Origin of the sequence: Actinomadura rugatobispora (genome assembly GCF_042656285.1) — a bacterium.
In the GTDB taxonomy this organism is placed as follows: domain Bacteria; phylum Actinomycetota; class Actinomycetes; order Streptosporangiales; family Streptosporangiaceae; genus Spirillospora; species Spirillospora rugatobispora.
This window is the reverse complement of record NZ_JBHSON010000148.1, coordinates 1-18,039: the sequence shown is the minus strand read 5'-3', so window position 1 is coordinate 18,039 and position 18,039 is coordinate 1. Positions and strand designations below refer to the sequence as shown.

The 18,039-nt window shown below is 70.7% G+C and carries 13 protein-coding genes; 6 read left to right on the top strand and 7 right to left on the bottom strand.

Annotation, left to right across the window (positions count from 1 at the left end; genetic code table 11):
* On the top strand, positions 1 to 1,041 hold a 1,041-nt coding region (locus ACFPZN_RS52820), incomplete at its 5' end, for a hypothetical protein (RefSeq protein WP_378292348.1).
* A gap of 205 nt (positions 1,042 to 1,246) precedes the next feature.
* Here ACFPZN_RS52820 and ACFPZN_RS52815 read toward each other — a convergent pair.
* The 7 genes from ACFPZN_RS52815 to ACFPZN_RS52785 form a co-directional block, all read right to left on the bottom strand.
* The gene (locus ACFPZN_RS52815; protein ID WP_378292346.1) at positions 1,247 to 2,239 is read right to left on the bottom strand and encodes an endonuclease VII domain-containing protein; all 993 of its coding nucleotides are present in this window, start codon (positions 2,237 to 2,239) and stop codon (positions 1,247 to 1,249) included.
* Positions 2,240 to 2,663: 424 nt separating this feature from the next.
* On the bottom strand, positions 2,664 to 2,876 hold the full coding sequence (locus ACFPZN_RS52810) for a ubiquitin-like protein Pup (protein ID WP_378292344.1): 213 nt from the start codon (positions 2,874 to 2,876) through the stop codon (positions 2,664 to 2,666).
* A 153-nt stretch (positions 2,877 to 3,029) separates the two neighbouring features.
* Positions 3,030 to 4,547, bottom strand: coding sequence for a depupylase/deamidase Dop (gene dop / locus ACFPZN_RS52805; RefSeq protein ID WP_378292342.1), 1,518 nt, complete (start codon positions 4,545 to 4,547; stop codon positions 3,030 to 3,032).
* Positions 4,544 to 5,860, bottom strand: coding sequence for an acyltransferase family protein (locus tag ACFPZN_RS52800; RefSeq protein ID WP_378292339.1), 1,317 nt, complete (start codon positions 5,858 to 5,860; stop codon positions 4,544 to 4,546). The genes dop and ACFPZN_RS52800 overlap by 4 nt, the downstream gene beginning before the upstream one ends.
* 154 nt (positions 5,861 to 6,014) lie before the next feature.
* The gene (gene arc, locus ACFPZN_RS52795) at positions 6,015 to 7,778 is read right to left on the bottom strand and encodes a proteasome ATPase (protein ID WP_378292337.1); all 1,764 of its coding nucleotides are present in this window, start codon (positions 7,776 to 7,778) and stop codon (positions 6,015 to 6,017) included.
* 493 nt (positions 7,779 to 8,271) lie between these two features.
* Entirely contained in the window at positions 8,272 to 9,279 is a 1,008-nt protein-coding gene (locus tag ACFPZN_RS52790) for a tRNA (adenine-N1)-methyltransferase (protein WP_378292334.1), read from the bottom strand.
* Positions 9,280 to 9,320: 41 nt separating this feature from the next.
* Positions 9,321 to 10,547, bottom strand: coding sequence for a site-2 protease family protein (locus ACFPZN_RS52785; protein WP_378292332.1), 1,227 nt, complete (start codon positions 10,545 to 10,547; stop codon positions 9,321 to 9,323).
* 101 nt (positions 10,548 to 10,648) lie between these two features.
* On the opposite strand from ACFPZN_RS52785, the gene ACFPZN_RS52780 reads away from it, so the two are divergent.
* The 5 genes from ACFPZN_RS52780 to ACFPZN_RS52760 all read left to right on the top strand — a co-directional run bounded on the left by ACFPZN_RS52780 (position 10,649) and on the right by ACFPZN_RS52760 (position 18,019).
* Positions 10,649 to 11,566: a RecB family exonuclease gene (locus ACFPZN_RS52780; RefSeq protein ID WP_378292330.1), complete on the top strand. Its 918-nt coding sequence runs from the start codon at positions 10,649 to 10,651 to the stop codon at positions 11,564 to 11,566.
* A 412-nt stretch (positions 11,567 to 11,978) separates the two neighbouring features.
* Positions 11,979 to 13,199 (top strand): sensor histidine kinase, encoded by a 1,221-nt coding sequence (locus tag ACFPZN_RS52775; RefSeq protein WP_378292328.1) that lies wholly within the window; start codon positions 11,979 to 11,981, stop codon positions 13,197 to 13,199.
* Positions 13,200 to 13,307: 108 nt separating this feature from the next.
* On the top strand, positions 13,308 to 14,015 hold the full coding sequence (locus ACFPZN_RS52770) for a response regulator (RefSeq protein ID WP_378292350.1): 708 nt from the start codon (positions 13,308 to 13,310) through the stop codon (positions 14,013 to 14,015).
* Positions 14,016 to 14,732: 717 nt separating this feature from the next.
* A complete protein-coding gene (locus ACFPZN_RS52765; protein WP_378292326.1) occupies positions 14,733 to 15,527 on the top strand; it encodes an ABC transporter ATP-binding protein in 795 nt (264 codons plus the stop codon).
* The gene (locus ACFPZN_RS52760) at positions 15,524 to 18,019 is read left to right on the top strand and encodes an ABC transporter permease (protein ID WP_378292324.1); all 2,496 of its coding nucleotides are present in this window, start codon (positions 15,524 to 15,526) and stop codon (positions 18,017 to 18,019) included. Before ACFPZN_RS52765 ends, ACFPZN_RS52760 begins: the two co-directional genes overlap by 4 nt.
* The last annotated feature ends 20 nt before the right edge of the window (positions 18,020 to 18,039 follow it).

Below are 18,039 nucleotides of genomic sequence, written 5' to 3'. Positions count from 1 at the left end.
CCCATCCCCGCCGAAATACTCCCCACCGGCGCCGACTACCTCACCGACTACGGCCCACCCCTCGCCCTCACCGGCAAACCCGTCTCAGGCGCCCTCACCTACCGCCTCCGCTCCGTCCTCACCGAAGCCGCCCAAGCACCACCCCACGACTACCCCCTCGGCTGGAACCGCTTCCTCCACGGCACCCCCAGCACCATCGCCGCCACCTGGAGCACCCTCCTGTGGTGCGCCTCCGTCCCCCTCTTCGACCCAGAACTCGGCCTCATCCACCACTGGGAACCCCACCTCGCACCCCAACCCACCACAGAACCCGCCAACGCCACCGACCTGCGCTGGCTCACACCCCCACCCCTCCACACCATCATCGGCCTCTACGCCGAACGCCTCCGCGCAGGCCGCGGCGACGCCGCCGCCCAACTCATCCGCTGCATGGTCATGACCGCCCAGGCCCTCCGCGACGACCCCCGCTTCCGCGTCCGCGCCTCCGCCCTCCTCTCCATGATCGAACCCCTCCAGAGCAACCCCGCCCTCGACCACCGCGCCCTCCCCTACGGCGACCAGGTCCTCGAACGCGAATGGCGGAGCCGCTGCCCCGCACCCCTCTTCGCCACCCTCTTCGCCGACTCCGCCCCCGGCGAACGCCTCCAACTCGCCTTCTACGACCTCGCCACCGCCCTCCAACCCCTCTGCGGCGACCCCCACGACCCCGCCACCCACACCGAACCCCGCCACGCCGCCACCGCCCTCCTCGCAGCCGACCTCGCCGGCTACCGCCCCGACCTCGCCACCCCCGTCGGCCGCTGGCTCGACCCCGAACTCCGCACCCTCCTCACCGACATCCTCGGCGACGACCACCACCCCCTCCGCGGCCTCTGGCCCTCCCCCACCAGCGACGACCCCGACACCACCCTCCACGTCCTCGGCGCCACCGCCGCCCTCGGCTTCGCCTGGTGCCGCCTCGCCGGCGTCCCCGTCCCACCCAACGGCCTCACCACCGCCAACCACCAGGCCGCCCACCTCACCTCCCTCCAGGACACCTGAACGCCGCTCCGGGCCCCGCCCCGGTCCTGCGCGCGATCTCCAGGACGCCTCGCAGCCGCATCCTTCGCACGACACCCCTCGGGCACGAACGACGCCAACTCGAGACGCCGGGACCTCGTCACCGCACAACAAGCGAGAGGGCGCCGCCGAAGCGCACGCCCTCTCGAAACTCCTCCATCGCGGTGAATTTCTGCAGCACATCACCTCACATGGACGTCGGGGTACTCTCGGACGAGGCCGCCAAGCCCCCTTCGACACACCTCATCTTCGAGGCGAAGTGCTCCGGCGAACTCTGCACCAACGCCCTGATCCGCTCGCTGAACGACGAACGCCGCGGACCGAACGACCACCGACGGCAGTAGCCGGGCCCGCCCTCAGCCAGCCGCAGCCGCGTGAGTTCGAACTTCCTCTCCTCGAACTCCGCGCACAGCCTCCGATGCTCCCCGTCCCGCTCCCGATACGACTCCCAGCCGCCCAGCGGCACCGTAGCCGGATCCACGTCCGGGAACGTGAACGAGAGCCGGACCCCGCCATCGTCGGCGGGCACCCTTCGGAGCAGCGCACCCTGCACATAGTCCGCGGCGCGCCGGAGAGCCACCGGGTCGTCCCCGAGCTGGCCCATTCCGGTGTTGCACCCGCCGCACAGGAGCCCCCTGACCACACCGGTCACATGATCGTGATCGACGTTCTCGGCGGCCTTGTCACAGCAGATCGCACAGAACCCGCGCTGCACCGCGAGGAGTTCCTCAATCTCACCTTCCCCGACGCCGTAACGCGCCCTCAGCCGATCGTCACGCGACGTCCCCAGCCGACGGATCGGAACGCCGTCCCTGTCTACGAGCCGCCCCGTGAAGGCAAGCCTGCGCGCATGCCTTTCTATGACAGCGACGCCGAGTTCGAGAAGCATCGACTGGGCGTGATGCGTCCGCCCCTCGAGGTAGGCGGCGGATTCTCGCATGAGCCCGGGGTTGTCCTCGTACTGCCCCAGTGCACCGTTACAGGGAAAGCAGAGCAATGCACGAAACAGGCCCGTTTCGTGCGAATGGTCCACATGCGAGGCTTCTTTGCGGAGGCATATCACGCACACCCCGCCCTGCCTCTGCCGATGCTCTTCCACCTGCTCAGCGGTCAGGCCGTACCGCAACTTCAGGAGGTAGTTGCGCTGGCTGCCATGCTTCTGGCGCTTGATCTCCAGCATCACCCGGCTGTGGCAGGGCCTGCAGTACGCAGTCAGCCCGGAGGCTTTGGATCGATTTCGCCCGAACTCCTGAACGGACTTTACCGCTTCGCATCGAGGACAATATTTCATCCCTTCAGGAACCGAACGGCGCTTACGATAGGGCTTGGGCTCTTTACCCTGCTCAACACGACGCCTATTCCGACTCTCTGCATTGCGCAGACCGAAGCAATCTTTGCAGTAGAGCGCCAGACCATCCTTGGAAGCCTTGCGCTTGAAGAACTCGCCCTTGGGCTTGACTTGGCCGCAATCACGGCATTCCTTTACGGACACGGCCCCGACCCTACCGCCCTCACCCGTGCCCTTAGAAGAGATTTTCGATTCAGGCCATCAAGAAGTGTGAATACCTCCTCGAATTTCCCTTATTCCCGATGTCCAGTTTGCCCTACTCTCCGCCCTTTTGGACGTAAGAGCGCACGAATTCCTCTGCGTTCTCTTCGAGAACTTCGTCAATTTCATCCAGAATTGAATCGACGTCGTCGGTGAGCTTTTCCTGGCGTTCCTGGACGTCGTCCTGGGGTGCGTCCTGGGTCTCCTCGACCTCTTCGGTACGCCGCGGGGCCTGCTTCTGGCCGCCCGAGTTGTCCTTCGTGGCCATCCTTACCTCCCACTTCGCCGGTCCCCCCAAGCCTAGCTCCGATCATCGACGTCGAGCGGATTTCGTCGCTCCGACGGCGCGGGGGCCTGGTGGGGTTATCGCCGGTCCGCCAAGCAGTGAAACGGGCAAACCGGTCACAAATAAGCCGCGGACTCAGTTCTGGCCGGTGAGTGTGGCGACCAGGTCGGCCGCGGTGCGGCAGCGGTCGAGCAGCGCGCCGACGTGCTGCCTGGTGCCGCGCAGGGGCTCGAGGGTCGGGACGCGCTGCAGGGACTCGCGGCCGGGGACGTCGAAGATGACCGAGTCCCAGGAGGCGGCGGCGACCGATTCGGCGTACTGGCGCAGGCAGCGGCCCCGGAAGTAGGCCCTGGTGTCCTCTGGCGGGTCCTCGATGGCCGCCTGGACCTCGGGCTCGGTGACGATGCGGTCGATCCTGTCGCGGGCGACCAGGCGGTTGTAGAGGCCCTTCTCGGCCCGGATGTCGGTGTACTGCAGGTCGATCAGCTGCAGGCGCGGGTGTGACCAGTCCAGGCCGTCGCGGTCGCGGTAGCCCTGGAGGAGGGAGAGTTTGGCGACCCAGTCGAGCTCGCGGGAGAGCTGCATGGGGTCGTCGCCGAGGCGGTGCAGGACCGATTCCCAGCGGTCGAGGACGTCCTTGGTCATCTCGTCGACGTCGGCGCCGTAGCGGTCCTCGACGTATTTGCGGGACTGCTCGAGGTATTCCATCTGCAGCTGGACGGCGGTCATCTTGCGGCCGTCGCGGAGGGTGAGCAGGTGTTTGCAGGCGGGGTCGTGGGAGACGGCGCGGAGGGCGGCGACGGGCATGTCGACGGAGAGGTCGACGGTGAGGAAGCCGTCTTCGATCATGGCGAGGACGAGTGAGGTGGTGCCGAGCTTGAGGTAGGTGGAGACCTCGCTCATGTTGGCGTCGCCGATGATGACGTGGAGGCGGCGGTACTTCTCGGGGTCGGCGTGGGGTTCGTCGCGGGTGTTGATGATGGGGCGCTTGAGGGTGGTCTCGAGGCCGACCTCGACTTCGAAGAAGTCGGCGCGCTGGCTGATCTGGAAGCCGTCGCCGCGTCCGTCGACGCCGATGCCGACGCGGCCGGCGCCGCAGACGACCTGGCGGGAGACGAAGAAGGGGGTGAGGTGGCGGACGATGTCGGCGAAGGGGGTCTCGCGGCGCATGAGGTAGTTCTCATGGCAGCCGTAGGAGGCGCCCTTGTTGTCGGTGTTGTTCTTGTAGAGCTGGATGGGGTGGGTGCCGGGGACCATGGCGGCGCGCTGGGTGGCGTCGGCCATGACGCGTTCTCCGGCTTTGTCCCAGATGACCGCGTCGCGGGGGTTGGTGCACTCGGGTGCGGAGTATTCGGGGTGGGCGTGGTCGACGTAGAGGCGTGCGCCGTTGGTGAGGATGACGTTGGCGAGGCCGAGGTCTTCGTCGGTGAGCTGGGTGGGGTCGGCGACCTCGCGTGCGAGGTCGAATCCGCGGGCGTCGCGGAGTGGGTTCTCCTCTTCGAAGTCCCATCGGGCCCTTCGCGCCCGTGCCGCCGATGCCGCGAGGTAGGCGTTGACGACCTGGGAGGAGGTCACCATCGCGTTGGCCCCTGGCTGGCCGGGTACGGAGATGCCGTACTCGGTCTCGATGCCCATCACCCGCCGAACACTCATATCGTCGAGCCTATCGGGGCCGAGGGGGTGGAGCCATGGGGCTCCTGCCCGTGGTGCTCCGCGGTGGGGTCCGGGGGTTGCGTTTCGCTTGTGGGCGTGGGGTCTTGAGGCTTGTCTCGCGGTGTGTCGCGGTGGGGGGTTCCGGCGTGGTGGCGGGTCGGTTCGGTGATGTTCAGGCGTGTGAAGGAGTCGCGGAGGCGTGGTTTGAGCCAGGCGGCGAGGGGTCGTTCGATGAGGCGGTGGACGAGGTAGGCGGTGGTGAGGACGGTGGCGGTGATGGCGAGGGTGGCGGCCCAGTGCGGGAGTGCGGGGTGGAGGAGGTCGGCGAGGGGCGGGGCGAGTTCGTAGTGGATGAGGTAGGTGGGGTAGGTGAGGAGGCCGAGGGTGGCGAAGCCGCGCCAGTTGAGGCGGCGGAGTTTGCCGGTGGCGGCGAGGGCCATGACGGCGTAGGTGAGGGTGATGAGGATGGGGATGGCGGGCCAGGCGTTGGACGGGGGGATGTTGTAGGGGGTGTCGGTGGCGATGGGGAGGGCGTAGCGGATTGAGGCGGCCCAGGAGAAGGCTGTGAAGCCCCAGAGGAGGAGTGTGGGGCCGAAGCGGTGGATGAGGTAGAGGGCCATTCCGGCGACGAAGTAGGGGGCGTATTCGGGGATGAGGAGTTTCTGGAGGGGTTCGGCGCCGGTTTCTTGTGCGAAGACGGCGAGGACGCTCCAGGTGGCCATGAAGGTGATGCAGCGCCGGTAGGTGATGCCGGTGAGGACGAGGATGGCGATGAGGGCGTAGAAGTGCATTTCGATCCAGAGGGTCCAGAAGACTCCGCTGGCGTTCTGTACGCCCATGCCCTGCTGGAACATGGTGAGGTTGGGGATGATGTTCTCGGGGCGGCCTCGTCCTTGGCCGGTGGTGAGGTAGAGGGCGGCGATGAGGAGTACGGCGAACCAGTAGGCGGGGTAGAGGCGGGTGATGCGGGAGATGGTGAATTCGGCCATGGTGCGTCCCCATGCGCTCATGAGGATGACGAATCCGCTGATGAGGAAGAAGAGTTCGACGCCGAGGTAGCCGAATTGGGTGGCGAGGGAGATGGGGGCGAACAGTTCGCGGGCGTTGTGGTCGTCCCAGGGGCCGCCGGTGGTGCCGGTGTAGTGGTAGAGGAGGACGGCGAGGGCGGCGAGGAAGCGGAGGAGGTCGATTTCTCTGAGGCGCCTGTGGCCGCCGCCGTGGCTGGTGGGGCTGGTGGGGCCGGGTTGGGCCGGTGCGGGGGTGGGAGCCGGGGTCGGGGGCTCTGAGCTGTGCTGATGGTTCTGGGAAGACATTGGGGTCGACCCTAGGGGACGCAGCGGGGTGGTGGGGTCGCGGTGGTGTGACGCGGCGCGGCGGGCACCCGGTGTCGGGTGGCCGCCGCGGCGCGTGTCGGGGTGTGTGGCTTGTCGTCGGGGCTCGGGGTCGTCTCGGGGTCTGGGGCTGGGGCTAGAGGTACTGGCCGGTGTTGGCGACGGTGTCGATGGAGCGGCCGGCCTCGGCGCCCTGCTTTCCGGAGACGAGGGTGCGGATGTAGACGATCCGTTCGCCCTTCTTGCCGGAGATGCGGGCCCAGTCGTCGGGGTTGGTGGTGTTGGGGAGGTCTTCGTTCTCGCTGAACTCGTCGACGCAGGCGGCGAGGAGGTGCGCGACGCGCAGTCCCTTCTGCCCGGTGTCGAGGAACTGCTTGATCGCCATCTTCTTGGCGCGGTCGACGATGTTCTGGATCATCGCTCCGGAGTTGAAGTCCTTGAAGTAGAGGACTTCCTTGTCTCCGTTGGCGTAGGTGACCTCCAGGAAGCGGTTCTCCTCGCTTTCGGTGTACATCCGTTCGACGACGCGCTGGATCATGGCGTCGACGGTGACGTTCTCGTTGCCGCCGTGCTCCTTGACGTCGTCGGGGTGGAGCGGCAGTCCGGAGAGGATGTACTTGGAGAAGATGTCCTTGGCTGCTTCGGCGTCGGGTCGTTCGATCTTGATCTTGACGTCGAGGCGGCCGGGTCGCAGGATCGCGGGGTCGATCATGTCCTCGCGGTTGGAGGCTCCGATGACGATGACGTTCTCGAGGCCTTCGACTCCGTCGATCTCGCTGAGGAGCTGCGGGACGATGGTGTTCTCGACGTCGGAGGAGACTCCGGATCCGCGGGTGCGGAAGATGGAGTCCATCTCGTCGAAGAACACGATGACCGGGGTGCCCGCGGAGGCCTTCTCCCGGGCGCGCTGGAAGACCAGGCGGATGTGGCGTTCGGTTTCTCCGACGTACTTGTTGAGGAGCTCGGGTCCCTTGATGTTGAGGAAGAAGCTCTTGCCCTCCTGGCCGGTCTTCTCGGCGACCTGCTTGGCCAGGGAGTTGGCGACGGCCTTGGCGATGAGGGTCTTGCCGCAGCCGGGGGGTCCGTAGAGGAGGACGCCCTTGGGCGGGCGGAGCTGGTGCTCGCGGAACAGGTCCGCGTGCAGGTAGGGCAGCTCGACGGCGTCGCGGATCATTTCGATCTGTGAGCCGAGCCCGCCGATCTCGTTGTAGGAGATGTCGGGGACCTCTTCGAGGACGAGTTCTTCGACCTCGGCCTTGTGGATCTTCTCGTAGGCGTATCCGGATCGGGATTCGAGCATGAGCGAGTCGCCGGCGCGCAGTGGTACGCCGCGCAGCGGCTCGGCGAGCTTGATGACGCGTTCTTCGTCGGCGTGCGCGATCACCAGTGCTCGTTCGCCGTCGTCGAAGAGTTCCTTGAGCATGACGACTTCGCCCTGCTCTTCGAACTTGAGCGCTTCGACGACGTTGAGTGCCTCGTTGAGCATGACCTCCTGGCCACGCTGGAGTTCCTCGATGTCGACGGCCGGGCTGACGTTCACCCGTAGTTTGCGTCCGCCGGTGAAGATGTCGACGGTGCCGTCGTCTCGGGCTTCGAGGAAGACTCCGTAGCCCGAGGGCGGCTGTGCCAGCCGGTCGACCTCCTCCTTGAGCGCCACGATCTGCTCGCGGGCTTCCTTGAGGGTCGCCACGAGACGCTCGTTCTGACCCGTCACGGCGGCCAGATTGGCCTGTGCCTCATGGAGACGCTCCTCCAGAACACGTACTTGGCGCGGGGATTCCGCGAGCTTGCGGCGCAGCACGGAGATCTCCTCCTCCAGGAAGGACACCTGCGTTTGGAGGTCCCTAACCTCCTTGTCGTGCTGCGCCTTGCGCGCCCCAGCATCGTCACGAGCGGCCACGCCCCGTCACCTCCTCACGAAGAGCCGACGACCTACTGAGACCCTACCTATCTGGAGGGCTTCCGTAACCTGCCCATTCGGTACTCGTGTCGTGGCGGGGGGATCGCCACTGGTCGGAGGGGGCGGGTTGGGTGTCGGCGGGGTTGCGCGTGGCGGGTGCGTGGGGCGGGTAGGCGGCGGGTCCGTTCGTGTGGTGGCGGTGGTTCGGACGTTTTCGTGCCTGGTGGGAGGGGTGGTGTCGTGGTGTGGGGGGTGGTGTGAATTTCCTGTTAAGAGATGGCGCGGGGTGTGGGGGCGGGGGTCTGGGGCGGTCGCGCGGGGTCGCGAATGTGATCTATGACTCGCTGGGTTTCGGGCGCGCCGCTGGGCGTAATGCCCCGTTTTGGTGGCCTGTTCCCGTTTCGGGGGCCCGTTCGCCTCGGGACGGCGCGTCCGGGCGCGCCGCCGGGCAGGCGCCCCGGGCCGGGGTTCGGCAGCGGCGGGTGCGCGGTGTTCAGTCTTCGGCGCTGTGGCCCGTGGCGGCGTCCAGGTCCGCCGCGGCCGGGCTCGGGGCGCCCTCGGCGCTCGGGGCACTCTGGGCGCCGCCGTCGTCCGCGGTGCCGGGGGCGGCGGGCGTGCCGGAGATGGGGGCGCCCTTGGCGGGGCGGCGGCGCCGCAGGGGCGGTGTGACGCCGTCGGCGAGGCGGCGGGCGGTGACCAGGAAGCCGGTGTGGCCGACCATGCGGTGGTCGGGCCGCACGGCCAGGCCCTCCACGTGCCAGGAGCGCAGGAGCGTCTCGAAGGCGTAGGGCTCGGCGAAGGCGCCGTGGCCGCGCAGTTCCTCCACGACCCGCGACATCTGGGTGGTGGTGGCGATGTAGGCGCAGACCATGCCGCCGGGGATGAGGGCCTTGGCGACGGGGTCGATGCATTCCCAGGGGGCGAGCATGTCGAGGACGACCCGGTCGACCTCGGTCTCGGCGAGGGCGTCCTCGAGGGAGCCGACGGTCAGGCGCCAGGCCGGGTGGGGGCCGCCGAAGAACTTCTCGACGTTGGCGCGGGCGATGTCGGCGAAGTCGGGGCGGCGTTCGTAGGAGGAGACCAGGCCGCGTTCGCCGACGGCGCGCAGCAGGAAGCAGGTGAGGGCGCCCGAGCCGGCGCCGGCCTCCACGACGCGGGCGCCGGGGAAGATGTCGGCCATGCCGACGATCTGGGCGGCGTCCTTGGGGTAGACGACGGCGGCGCCGCGGGGCATCCGCACGGCGAAGTCGGAGAGCAGGGGGCGGAAGGCGAGGTAGTCGGTGCCGCCGCTGGAGCGGAAGACCGAGCCCTCGGGGCTGCCGATGATGTCGTCGTGGGCGATGGAGCCCTTGTGGGAGTGGTAGTCCTTGCCGGACTGGAGGGTGATGGTGTTGATGCGGCCCTTGGGGTCGGTGAGCTGAACCTGGTCGCCGGGGCGGAAGGGGCCGTGCGGGATGCGGCCGGTGCCTGCGGGGGTGGTCGGCGGGGTGGGTTCGCTCATGGTCGTCAAGGCTAGCGGGCCCTGGGCACCGCTCAGGCTGGTCAGATGCCGGCGAAGGCGCGGTCGACGTCGGCGGCGGCCAGGACGCCGTAGACGCGGCCGTCGGGCTCGAGGAGGAGGTACTCGGAGGCGGGGGCGCGGCGCAGCGCGACGATGAGGTCCTCGCCGGCCAGGTCGGCGGGGAGGGTGAGGTCGTCGTCGACGCCGCGGGACAGTTCGCCGACCTCGATCCAGGGGCGGCGCTGCTCGGGGGTGGCGGTGACGGCCTTCTCGCTGACCAGGCCGCGGGGGCGGCCGTCGTGGTCGACGATCACCAGGGCTCCGGCGCGCTGCTCGTGGGCGCGGCGGATGGCCTCGGCGAGGGGGACGTCGGCGGTGACGAGGGTGGCGCGGCGGGCCAGGCGGCGGGCGAGCAGGGTGGGGATGCGGTCGCGGACCTTCTCGGCGCGCAGGGCCTGGGAGGCGCCGACCCAGATGAAGGAGGCGACCAGGGCCGTCCACAACAGGGCGAGCCAGCCGAACCCGGTGTTCTGGCCGCCGGTGGGGTAGGTGGCCATGAAGGCGCCGGCGACCAGGCAGAGGACGGCGACGCCGCGGCCGACCCAGCCGGCGACGACGGCGCCGTTGCGGGCCCGGCCGGTGATCTTCCAGACGGCGGCGCGGACGAGGCGGCCGCCGTCCAGGGGCAGTCCGGGCAGCAGGTTGAACACGCCGACGAGCAGGTTGGCGAAGGTGAGGGCGTCCACCAGCAGGAGGGCGACCTCGGGCATCGGGACCAGCAGGCGGGCCAGCAGGCCGAGCCCGGCCAGGACGAGGTTGGTGACCGGGCCGGCGAAGGCGATGAGGAACTCGCGGCCGGGGGTGGGCGCCTCGCGTTCGATGGCGGTCTCGCCGCCCAGGATGTGCAGGACGACCGAGCGGACGGGCAGGCCGAGGACGCGGGCGGTGACGGCGTGGCTGAGCTCGTGCACGAACACCGAGGCGTACAGCAGCACCGCGTAGGCGAAGGCGACGGCGAAGCTGGCGGGGCGGGCGACGACGCCGTGGACCTGGCCCTCGAACATCACGGTGACGACGACGGCGACCAGGAACCAGCTGGGCGAGACGAAGACGGGCACGCCGAAGGGGCGGCCGATGTAGAGGCCGGGTCCGGCGGCGGCTCCGGGGGGCCGTCCCCGGCCGCCGGGCCGGTCCGGTTCCGGGGGTGCGCCGGTGCCGGTGGGGCCGGCGCTCTTGGTGCCGTCGGTCGGGGGTGCGGTGTCTGCCACGTCCTCGATGCTACGGCCCCGGCGGCGGTGATCGTCTGGTGGAGGGGCGCGGTCTCCGCCGTCGTGGGTTTCGTCGGGGGCGTCCCCTAGTCTGCTGTGCCATGACGACCACCGATGCGGGCCGTGAGGCGAGCGGGCAGACCACGGCGGCGCCGGCGGTGGCCGGTTCGCTGTCGCCGTCGCGGGCGGGCGACTTCATGACGTGCCCGCTGCTGTACCGGTTCCGGGTGATCGACCGGATTCCGGAGCGGCCCAGCCAGGCGCAGGTGCGGGGCACGCTGGTGCACGCGGTGCTGGAGCGGTTGTACGACCTGCCCGCCGGGCGGCGCACGGCGGGCGAGGCGGTGGGGTTGCTGGCGCCGCAGTGGGAGCGGCTGCTGGCGGCCGAGCCGGAGCTGGCGTCGCTGTTCGCCGAGGGGGAGGCGGGGGCGGCCGAGCGGGAGGCGTGGCTGGCGCAGGCGCGCGAGATGGTGGAGCGGTACTTCACGCTGGAGGATCCGCGGCGGCTGGAGCCGGCCGAGCGGGAGCTGTTCGTGGAGACGGTGCTGGAGTCGGGGCTGAAGCTGCGCGGCTACATCGACCGGGTGGACGTGGCGCCCTCGGGTGACGTGCGGATCGTGGACTACAAGACCGGCACGGCGCCGCGCGCCGATTTCGAGGCGCGGGCGCTGTTCCAGATGAAGTTCTACGCGCTGGTGCTGTGGCGGCGGCAGGGCCGGGTGCCGCGGCTGCTGCAGCTGATGTACCTGGGCAACGGCGAGGTGCTGCGGTACGAGCCCGACGAGGCCGATCTGCGGGCGACCGAGCGCAAGGTGGAGGCGTTGTGGGCGGCGATCCGGCGGGCGATGGAGACCGGTGAGTGGCGGCATCGCACCAGCCGGTTGTGCGACTGGTGCGATCACCGGGAGCGGTGCCCGGGGTTCGGCGGCACTCCGCCGCCGCTCCCGGAGGCGCCCCCGGCCGACCGTCCGTCGCCGGCCGACCTGGAGCCGGTGTCCCGCGAACGGGACGACCTCTGACGCCGCCGCCCCCCGCGTCTCCTTCGCCCGGGTCTCCTCCGCCCACGCCGACCGTGGCGGTGTCGGCGTCGCTCTCGCGCTCGTCCGTGTCCGCGTCTTCTTCGTTCGCGTTTCCTGCGCTCGTGGCGGCCGAGCTCGCGGCGGTGTCGCTCCCGTTCGTGTCGCGTGGGGTCGTGGCGGCCGCGGGCGCGGCGGGGGTGTCCGGATCGGCCCGGCGTGCGGTGTCCTGGCCGGGCTCACCCTCGCTGACCTCGGCGGGGCCGCCGATGCGCCGGGCGGCATGGGCTCGGAGTAGCATCCGCTCTGCCCCGGTCCGGCGAGCGGACGCCGGGTCCGGGTCCTCCTTGCGGAGGATCGCGGATCCGCGTGCAGGAGGGCTCATGACCTGGTGCGGACTCCTAGGGTGAGTGTTGTGTCACCCCGCATCAGTGGTCTTCACGCCTGCCGCGCCTGGTTCGACGCGCGCCCGCAGGCCTCCGACGCCGTCCTGGCGCTGGCGTTGCTGCTGGTGGGGTTGCCGCAGCTGTACCTGGAGGATCTCCCCCGCGGCCTGGACGAGCTGTACGCCGGGACCGACGCGCGGCATCTGGCGCTGGTCGTCGGCGTCACGATGACGCTGAGCTTCCGCAGGACCCGGCCGCTGCTGACGCTGTGCGCGATCGTGGCGGGCCAGACGCTGATCACGGTGTGGAACTATCCGCCGACGGTGCCCGACTTCGCCGCGTACCTGATCGCGACCTACGGCGTGGCGGCGCACCGGGGGCTGGCGATCAGCGCGCTGGGCGGGCTGGTGTCGCTGGTCGCGCTGAACGGGTTCCTGCTGACCTTCCCCACCGATCTGGGGCTGATGTCGTTCATGACCGACAACGCGCTGGTGATCGGGGTGTGGGTGCTGGGCCGCAACCTGCGGCTGCGGCGCGCCTATTTCGCCGAGCTGGAGGATCGGGCGGCGCGGCTGGAGCGGGCGCGGGGCACCGACGCGCGGGCGGCGCGGGTGGAGGAGCGGTCGCGGATCGCGCGGGAGCTGCACGACGTGGTGGCCCACCACGTGAGCGTGATGACGGTGCAGGCGGGTGCGGCGCGGCGCATCCTGGACCGGCATCCGGCCGGGGCCCGGGAGGCGATGACGACGATCGAGGAGGTCGGGCGGACCGCGCTCAGCGAGATGCGGCGGATCGTGGGCGTGCTGCGCACCGAGCGCGATCCCGAGACCGCGGGCGGGGAGCTGGCGCCGCAGCCGGGCCTGGGCGATCTGGGCGAGCTGCTGGACCATGTCCGCGACACCGGCCTGTCGGTGCAGCTGTGGGTGGAGGGGGAGGCGCGCACGCCGTCGCCCGGCGTGGACGTGGCGGCCTTCCGGCTGATCCAGGAGGCGCTGACCAACACCCTCAAGCACGCCGGCCCGCAGGCGCGGGCGTGGGTGCGGCTGCGCTACACCGCCGAGGACCTGACCGTGGAGATCGAGGACGACGGCCGCGGCACGGCGACGATCATGGCCGACAACGGGGACCGTCCCGGGCACGGCCTGGTCGGCATGTACGAGCGGGTCGCGCTGTACGGCGGTGAGCTGCGGATCGGTCCGCGGGTGGGCGGGGGGTTCGGGGTGCGCGCCCGGTTCCCTCTGGAGGCGTAGGCCCCGGCGGTGCGGACCGGGGGCATAGATTGGGATCCGATGGCAGGGGCGGCGGCCCGGAACGGGCGGGACCAGACGATGAGCGGTGGCGCGATGAGCGGCGGAGCGATGGACGGCGGGCCGGCGAGCGGGGCGGTGGGAACGGTGCGGGTGCTGCTGGTGGACGACCAGCCGCTGCTGCGGACCGGGTTCCGGCTGATCCTGGAGGCCGAGTCCGACATCGCGGTGGTGGGCGAGGCCGGTGACGGAGCCGTCGCGGTGGAGACGACCCGGTCGCTGCTGCCGGACGTGGTGCTGATGGACATCCGGATGCCGGGCATGGACGGGATCGAGGCGACCCGGCGGATCATCCGGGAGGGCGCGGCCTCGCACGATCCGAAGGTGCTGATCCTGACGACCTTCGATCTGGACGAGTACGTGATCGAGGCGGTGCGGGCGGGCGCCAGCGGGTTCCTGCTGAAGGACTCCCCGCCCGAGGATCTGGTCCAGGCGATCCGGATCGTGGCGGCGGGGGACGCGATCGTGGCGCCGAGCGTGACGCGGCGGCTGCTGGACAAGTTCGCCACCCGGCTGCCCGCGATCCGGGACGCCTCGCCCCCGCCCGGCCTGGACACCCTGACCGAGCGGGAGCGGGAGGTCCTCACGCATGTGGCGCGGGGGCAGTCCAACGCCGAGATCGCCAGGGAGCTGGTGGTGAGCGAGACCACGGTGAAGACGCACGTGGGGAACGTGCTGGCCAAGTTGGGGCTGCGCGACCGGGTGCAGGCCGTGGTGTACGCCTACGAGACCGGGTTGAGCCGCCCCGGCCAGTCCTGACCGCCCCCGGTCCCCCGGTCCTGACGGTCCCCGATCCTGCGCGGCCCCTGCGCCGGTCACGTCTCCAGGTCTGATCCGGCTGCGTCCGGCTCCCGGTCGCCGGCTTCGTCCCCGTCGCGGTGCCGTGCCGGGCCCGGCGGGTTCGGGGCGCGGGCCCGTACCGCCGTTCCGGTCGTGCGGCCCGTGGGCGCGGGGCCCAGAGCGTGCGTTCGGTGTGGCCGGTCCAGGCCGCGGGCGCGTCTCGGCCCCTGGGACCGTTCCTCCGTCGTGAGGACCAGGTGCGGTCCGCCTCCCGCGGGACGGCCCTGGCGGCGCCCCTGATCACCGCGGCCGCCGGCGGCACCGGGACCCGACGGCGTCCGCGCAGGTCGGAGCCGGGATGTCAGGGTCGCGGGCCGGGGTCGTCCCTGAGGGGCGGGCTCCCCCGGGCGGGCCCTCCCCTACTCCGCAAGAACGATCGCCGGGCCCTCCCTCGTGCATACGGCGGAGCGAGAAGTCCATTCCTGGGGGTCATCCGCTGGGGCCGCCCGCCTCCTAATGTTCTGTATGCGAGGGATCGCCGCACGGGGGCGGCGGCCCTCCTCGCGTACCGGCAGGCGGCGCGGGCGGCACCCGGCCGCTATCCGCGGCCCCGCACGAGCACCACACCGCTACAACGAACGGCTTCACCCGGTGGTTTCCACCGGCCTCATCGACGAACAGACAGGGGAGTTCACAGTGACGAACACCGCCCGAGAGACCGCTGACGCGCATTCCGCGCCGGGGGCGGGCGATTTCGCCGCGCGGGCCCAGCGGGTCGAGAAGGTCTACGGCTCCGGGGACGCCAAGGTCATCGCCCTGGACGGGGTGAGCCTGGGCATCCCCCGCGGCCGTTTCACCGCGATCATGGGTCCCTCCGGGTCCGGGAAGTCCACGCTGATGCACTGCATGGCGGGCCTGGACTCGGTGGACTCCGGGGAGGTCTACATCGGCGAGGTGGAGCTCACCGGGCTCAAGGACAAGCAGCTGACCCGGCTGCGCCGCGACAAGGTCGGGTTCATCTTCCAGGCGTTCAACCTGGTGCCCACGCTCACCGCGCTGGAGAACATCACCCTGCCGATGGACATCGCCGGGCGCAAGCCCGACAAGGCCTGGCTCGACCAGGTGATCGACACCGTGGGGCTGCGGCCGCGGCTGCGGCACCGTCCCAGCGAGCTGTCGGGCGGCCAGCAGCAGCGGGTGGCGTGCGCGCGGGCGCTGGCCTCCAGGCCGGACATCATCTTCGCCGACGAGCCGACCGGCAACCTCGACTCCCGGTCGGGCGCCGAGGTGCTGGGGTTCCTGCGCGAGTCGGTCCGGAGCATGGGGCAGACCATCGTGATGGTCACCCATGACCCGTCCGCGGCCGCCTACGCCGACCAGGTGGTGTTCCTGACCGACGGGCAGATCGTCGACACCATGACCGAGCCGACCGCCGACCGGGTGCTCGAGCGCATGAAGGGTTTCGAGCTGCCGGGGGTCGCGGCCCGATGATGGCCAAGGTCACGCTCCGCAACCTGGCGGCGCACAAGATCCGGCTGGTCCTCACCGCGGTCGCGGTGATCCTCGGCGTGGCGTTCGTGTCCGGCACGCTGATCTTCACCGACACGATGAACCGGCAGTTCGACGATCTGTTCAACGGCATCGGCAAGGGCGTGGCCGTCGACGTGCGGGCCAAGGAGGTCGTGGAGGGCTCCAACGCCGACGGGCAGTCCGCCGAACCCGTCCCCGCCTCGCTGATCGACACGCTCAAGCGCGTGGAGGGCGTCAAGAACCCGATCGGGAACGTCACCGGGTACGCCGCGGTGGTCGGCCCCGACGGCAAGGTCCTGGGCGGGCAGGGGCCGCCGCAGCTGGGCGTCAACTGGACCCCGGCCGGCGACTACGACCTGGCGTCGGGGCGGGCGCCCAACGGCCCGGCCGAGGTCGCGCTGGACACCGTGACCGCCGAGCGCGCCAAGGCGGGCATCGGCGACACCGTCCACGTCGTCACCGCGGGCACCTCGGTGAAGCCCAAGGTCGTCGGGCTGATGGACACCGGCGACATGATGGGCGCCAGCATCACCGCCTTCGACACCGCCACCGCGCAGCGGCTGCTGCTGCGGCCCGGCTACTTCACCGACATCCAGGTCGACACCACCGGTGTGAGCGAGACGGTGCTGCGCGACCGGGTCGCCAAGGTGCTCCCGGCGAACCTGGAGGCCATCACCGGCACCCAGATGCGCGAGGACGCCAAGAGCGACGTCGCCGGGTTCATGACCTTCTTCCGCACGTTCCTGCTGGTGTTCGCACTGATCTCGATCTTCGTCGGGGCGTTCATCATCTTCAACACCTTCTCCATGCTGGTCGCCCAGCGCACCCGGGAGCTGGCGCTGCTGCGCGCGATCGGCGCCGCCCGCGCCCAGGTCACCCGCGCCGTGCTGGGCGAGGCGGTCGCGGTCGGCGTGGTCGGCTCCACCATCGGCCTGGCGGCCGGCGCCGGGCTGGCCTCCCTCCTCAACGGCCAGATGATGGGCGACGACGCCTCGGGGCTGGTGCTGACCGCCAACCCGATCATCACCTCGTACGCGGTCGGGATCACGGTGACGGTGCTGTCGGCCTACTTCCCGGCCCGCCGCGCCGCCAAGATCCCGCCGGTGGCGGCGATGCGGGACGACGTGGCGATGCCGCGGCGCTCGATGCGGGTCCGGATCGCGCTGGGGTCCCTGCTGGGCCTGATCGGCGCGGGGCTGATCGCGGTCGGGCTGGCCGGGAGCGGCAACCCGGCGCTGCTGGTGGGCGTCGGCGCGTTCGCGGTGTTCCTCGGCGTGACGATGCTCGCCCCCGTCATCAGCGTCCCGGTGGTGCGGGTGCTGGGCGCCCCGGCCGCGCGGCTGCTGGGCGCGCCGGGCCGGCTGGCCCGGCAGAACGCGCTGCGCAACCCGCGGCGCACCGCCGCCACCGCCGCCGCCCTCATGATCGGCCTGGCGCTGATCACGACGGTGAACGTGCTGGGCGCCTCCATGCGCACCTCGGTGGAGGCGCAGGTCGACCGGCAGTTCGGCGCCGACTACATCGTCCAGCCCGCCGGCATGGGACGGGTCGGGCCCGACGTGGTCACCAAGGTCCGCTCCACCGCGGGCGTGCGCAGCGCCGCCGCGTACTACACCGGCAACGCCAACATCAACGGCAAGCGGGCCGGCTACGCCTCCGGCGACGCCGCCGCGCTGGCCGAGGCCACCCGGCTGCGGCTGGTGTCGGGGTCGCTGCAGCCCGGCCGGGACGGGATCCTGGTGGACGAGGACACCGCCCGCGCCAACGGGTGGAAGGTCGGCGGCACGGTCCCGGTGCAGTTCACCGACGGCAGGTCCCAGACCCTGCGGGTCGCCGGGATCTACGCCAAGAACGACATCGTCGGGCCGCGGCTGGTCGCCGAGCCGGTCCACCTGGCGCACGCCGCCCGGCCCAACGTCGGAGCGGTGTTCATCAAGGCCGACAACGCCGACGCCGCCACCTTCGAGGCGCTGAAGCGGTCGCTGAGCGACCAGCCCAACCTGGAGGTCCGCGACCAGGCGGCGCTGAAGGACAACGCCCGCCAGCAGGTGGACGCCTTCGTCACCTTCCTCACCGTGCTGCTGGTCATGTCGGTGATCATCGCGGCGGTCGGGGTGGTCAACACCCTGGCGCTGTCGGTGATCGAACGGACCCGGGAGATCGGCCTGCTGCGCGCCATCGGGATCAGCCGGCGGCAGCTGCGCCGCATGATCAGGATGGAGTCGATCGTGATCGCGGTGTTCGGCGCCGTCCTGGGCATCGCCATCGGCGTGTCGTTCGGCGCCGCGCTCCAGCAGGCCCTGAAGGAGGACGGCCTCAGCCACCTCAGCGTCCCCTACGGCACCCTGATCACCTACCTGGTCATCGCCGCGGTGATCGGCGTCCTGGCGGCCCTGTGGCCCGCCTGGCGCGCCGGGCGGATGGACGTCCTGAAGGCCATCTCCACCGAGTGACCGCACCGGGCGCCCGCCAC

Bases quoted from the DNA above. Each gene is read 5' to 3' on its own strand.
- ACFPZN_RS52815 (WP_378292346.1), bottom strand. From the start codon at position 2,239: ATGCTGGAGATCAAGCGCCAGAAGCATGGCAGCCAGCGCAACTACCTC.
- ACFPZN_RS52810 (WP_378292344.1), bottom strand. From the start codon at position 2,876: ATGGCCACGAAGGACAACTCGGGCGGCCAGAAGCAGGCCCCGCGGCGT.
- dop (WP_378292342.1), bottom strand. From the start codon at position 4,547: ATGAGTGTTCGGCGGGTGATGGGCATCGAGACCGAGTACGGCATCTCC.
- ACFPZN_RS52800 (WP_378292339.1), bottom strand. From the start codon at position 5,860: ATGTCTTCCCAGAACCATCAGCACAGCTCAGAGCCCCCGACCCCGGCT.
- ACFPZN_RS52790 (WP_378292334.1), bottom strand. From the start codon at position 9,279: ATGAGCGAACCCACCCCGCCGACCACCCCCGCAGGCACCGGCCGCATC.
- ACFPZN_RS52780 (WP_378292330.1), top strand. From the start codon at position 10,649: ATGACGACCACCGATGCGGGCCGTGAGGCGAGCGGGCAGACCACGGCG.
- ACFPZN_RS52770 (WP_378292350.1), top strand. From the start codon at position 13,308: ATGGACGGCGGGCCGGCGAGCGGGGCGGTGGGAACGGTGCGGGTGCTG.
- ACFPZN_RS52760 (WP_378292324.1), top strand. From the start codon at position 15,524: ATGATGGCCAAGGTCACGCTCCGCAACCTGGCGGCGCACAAGATCCGG.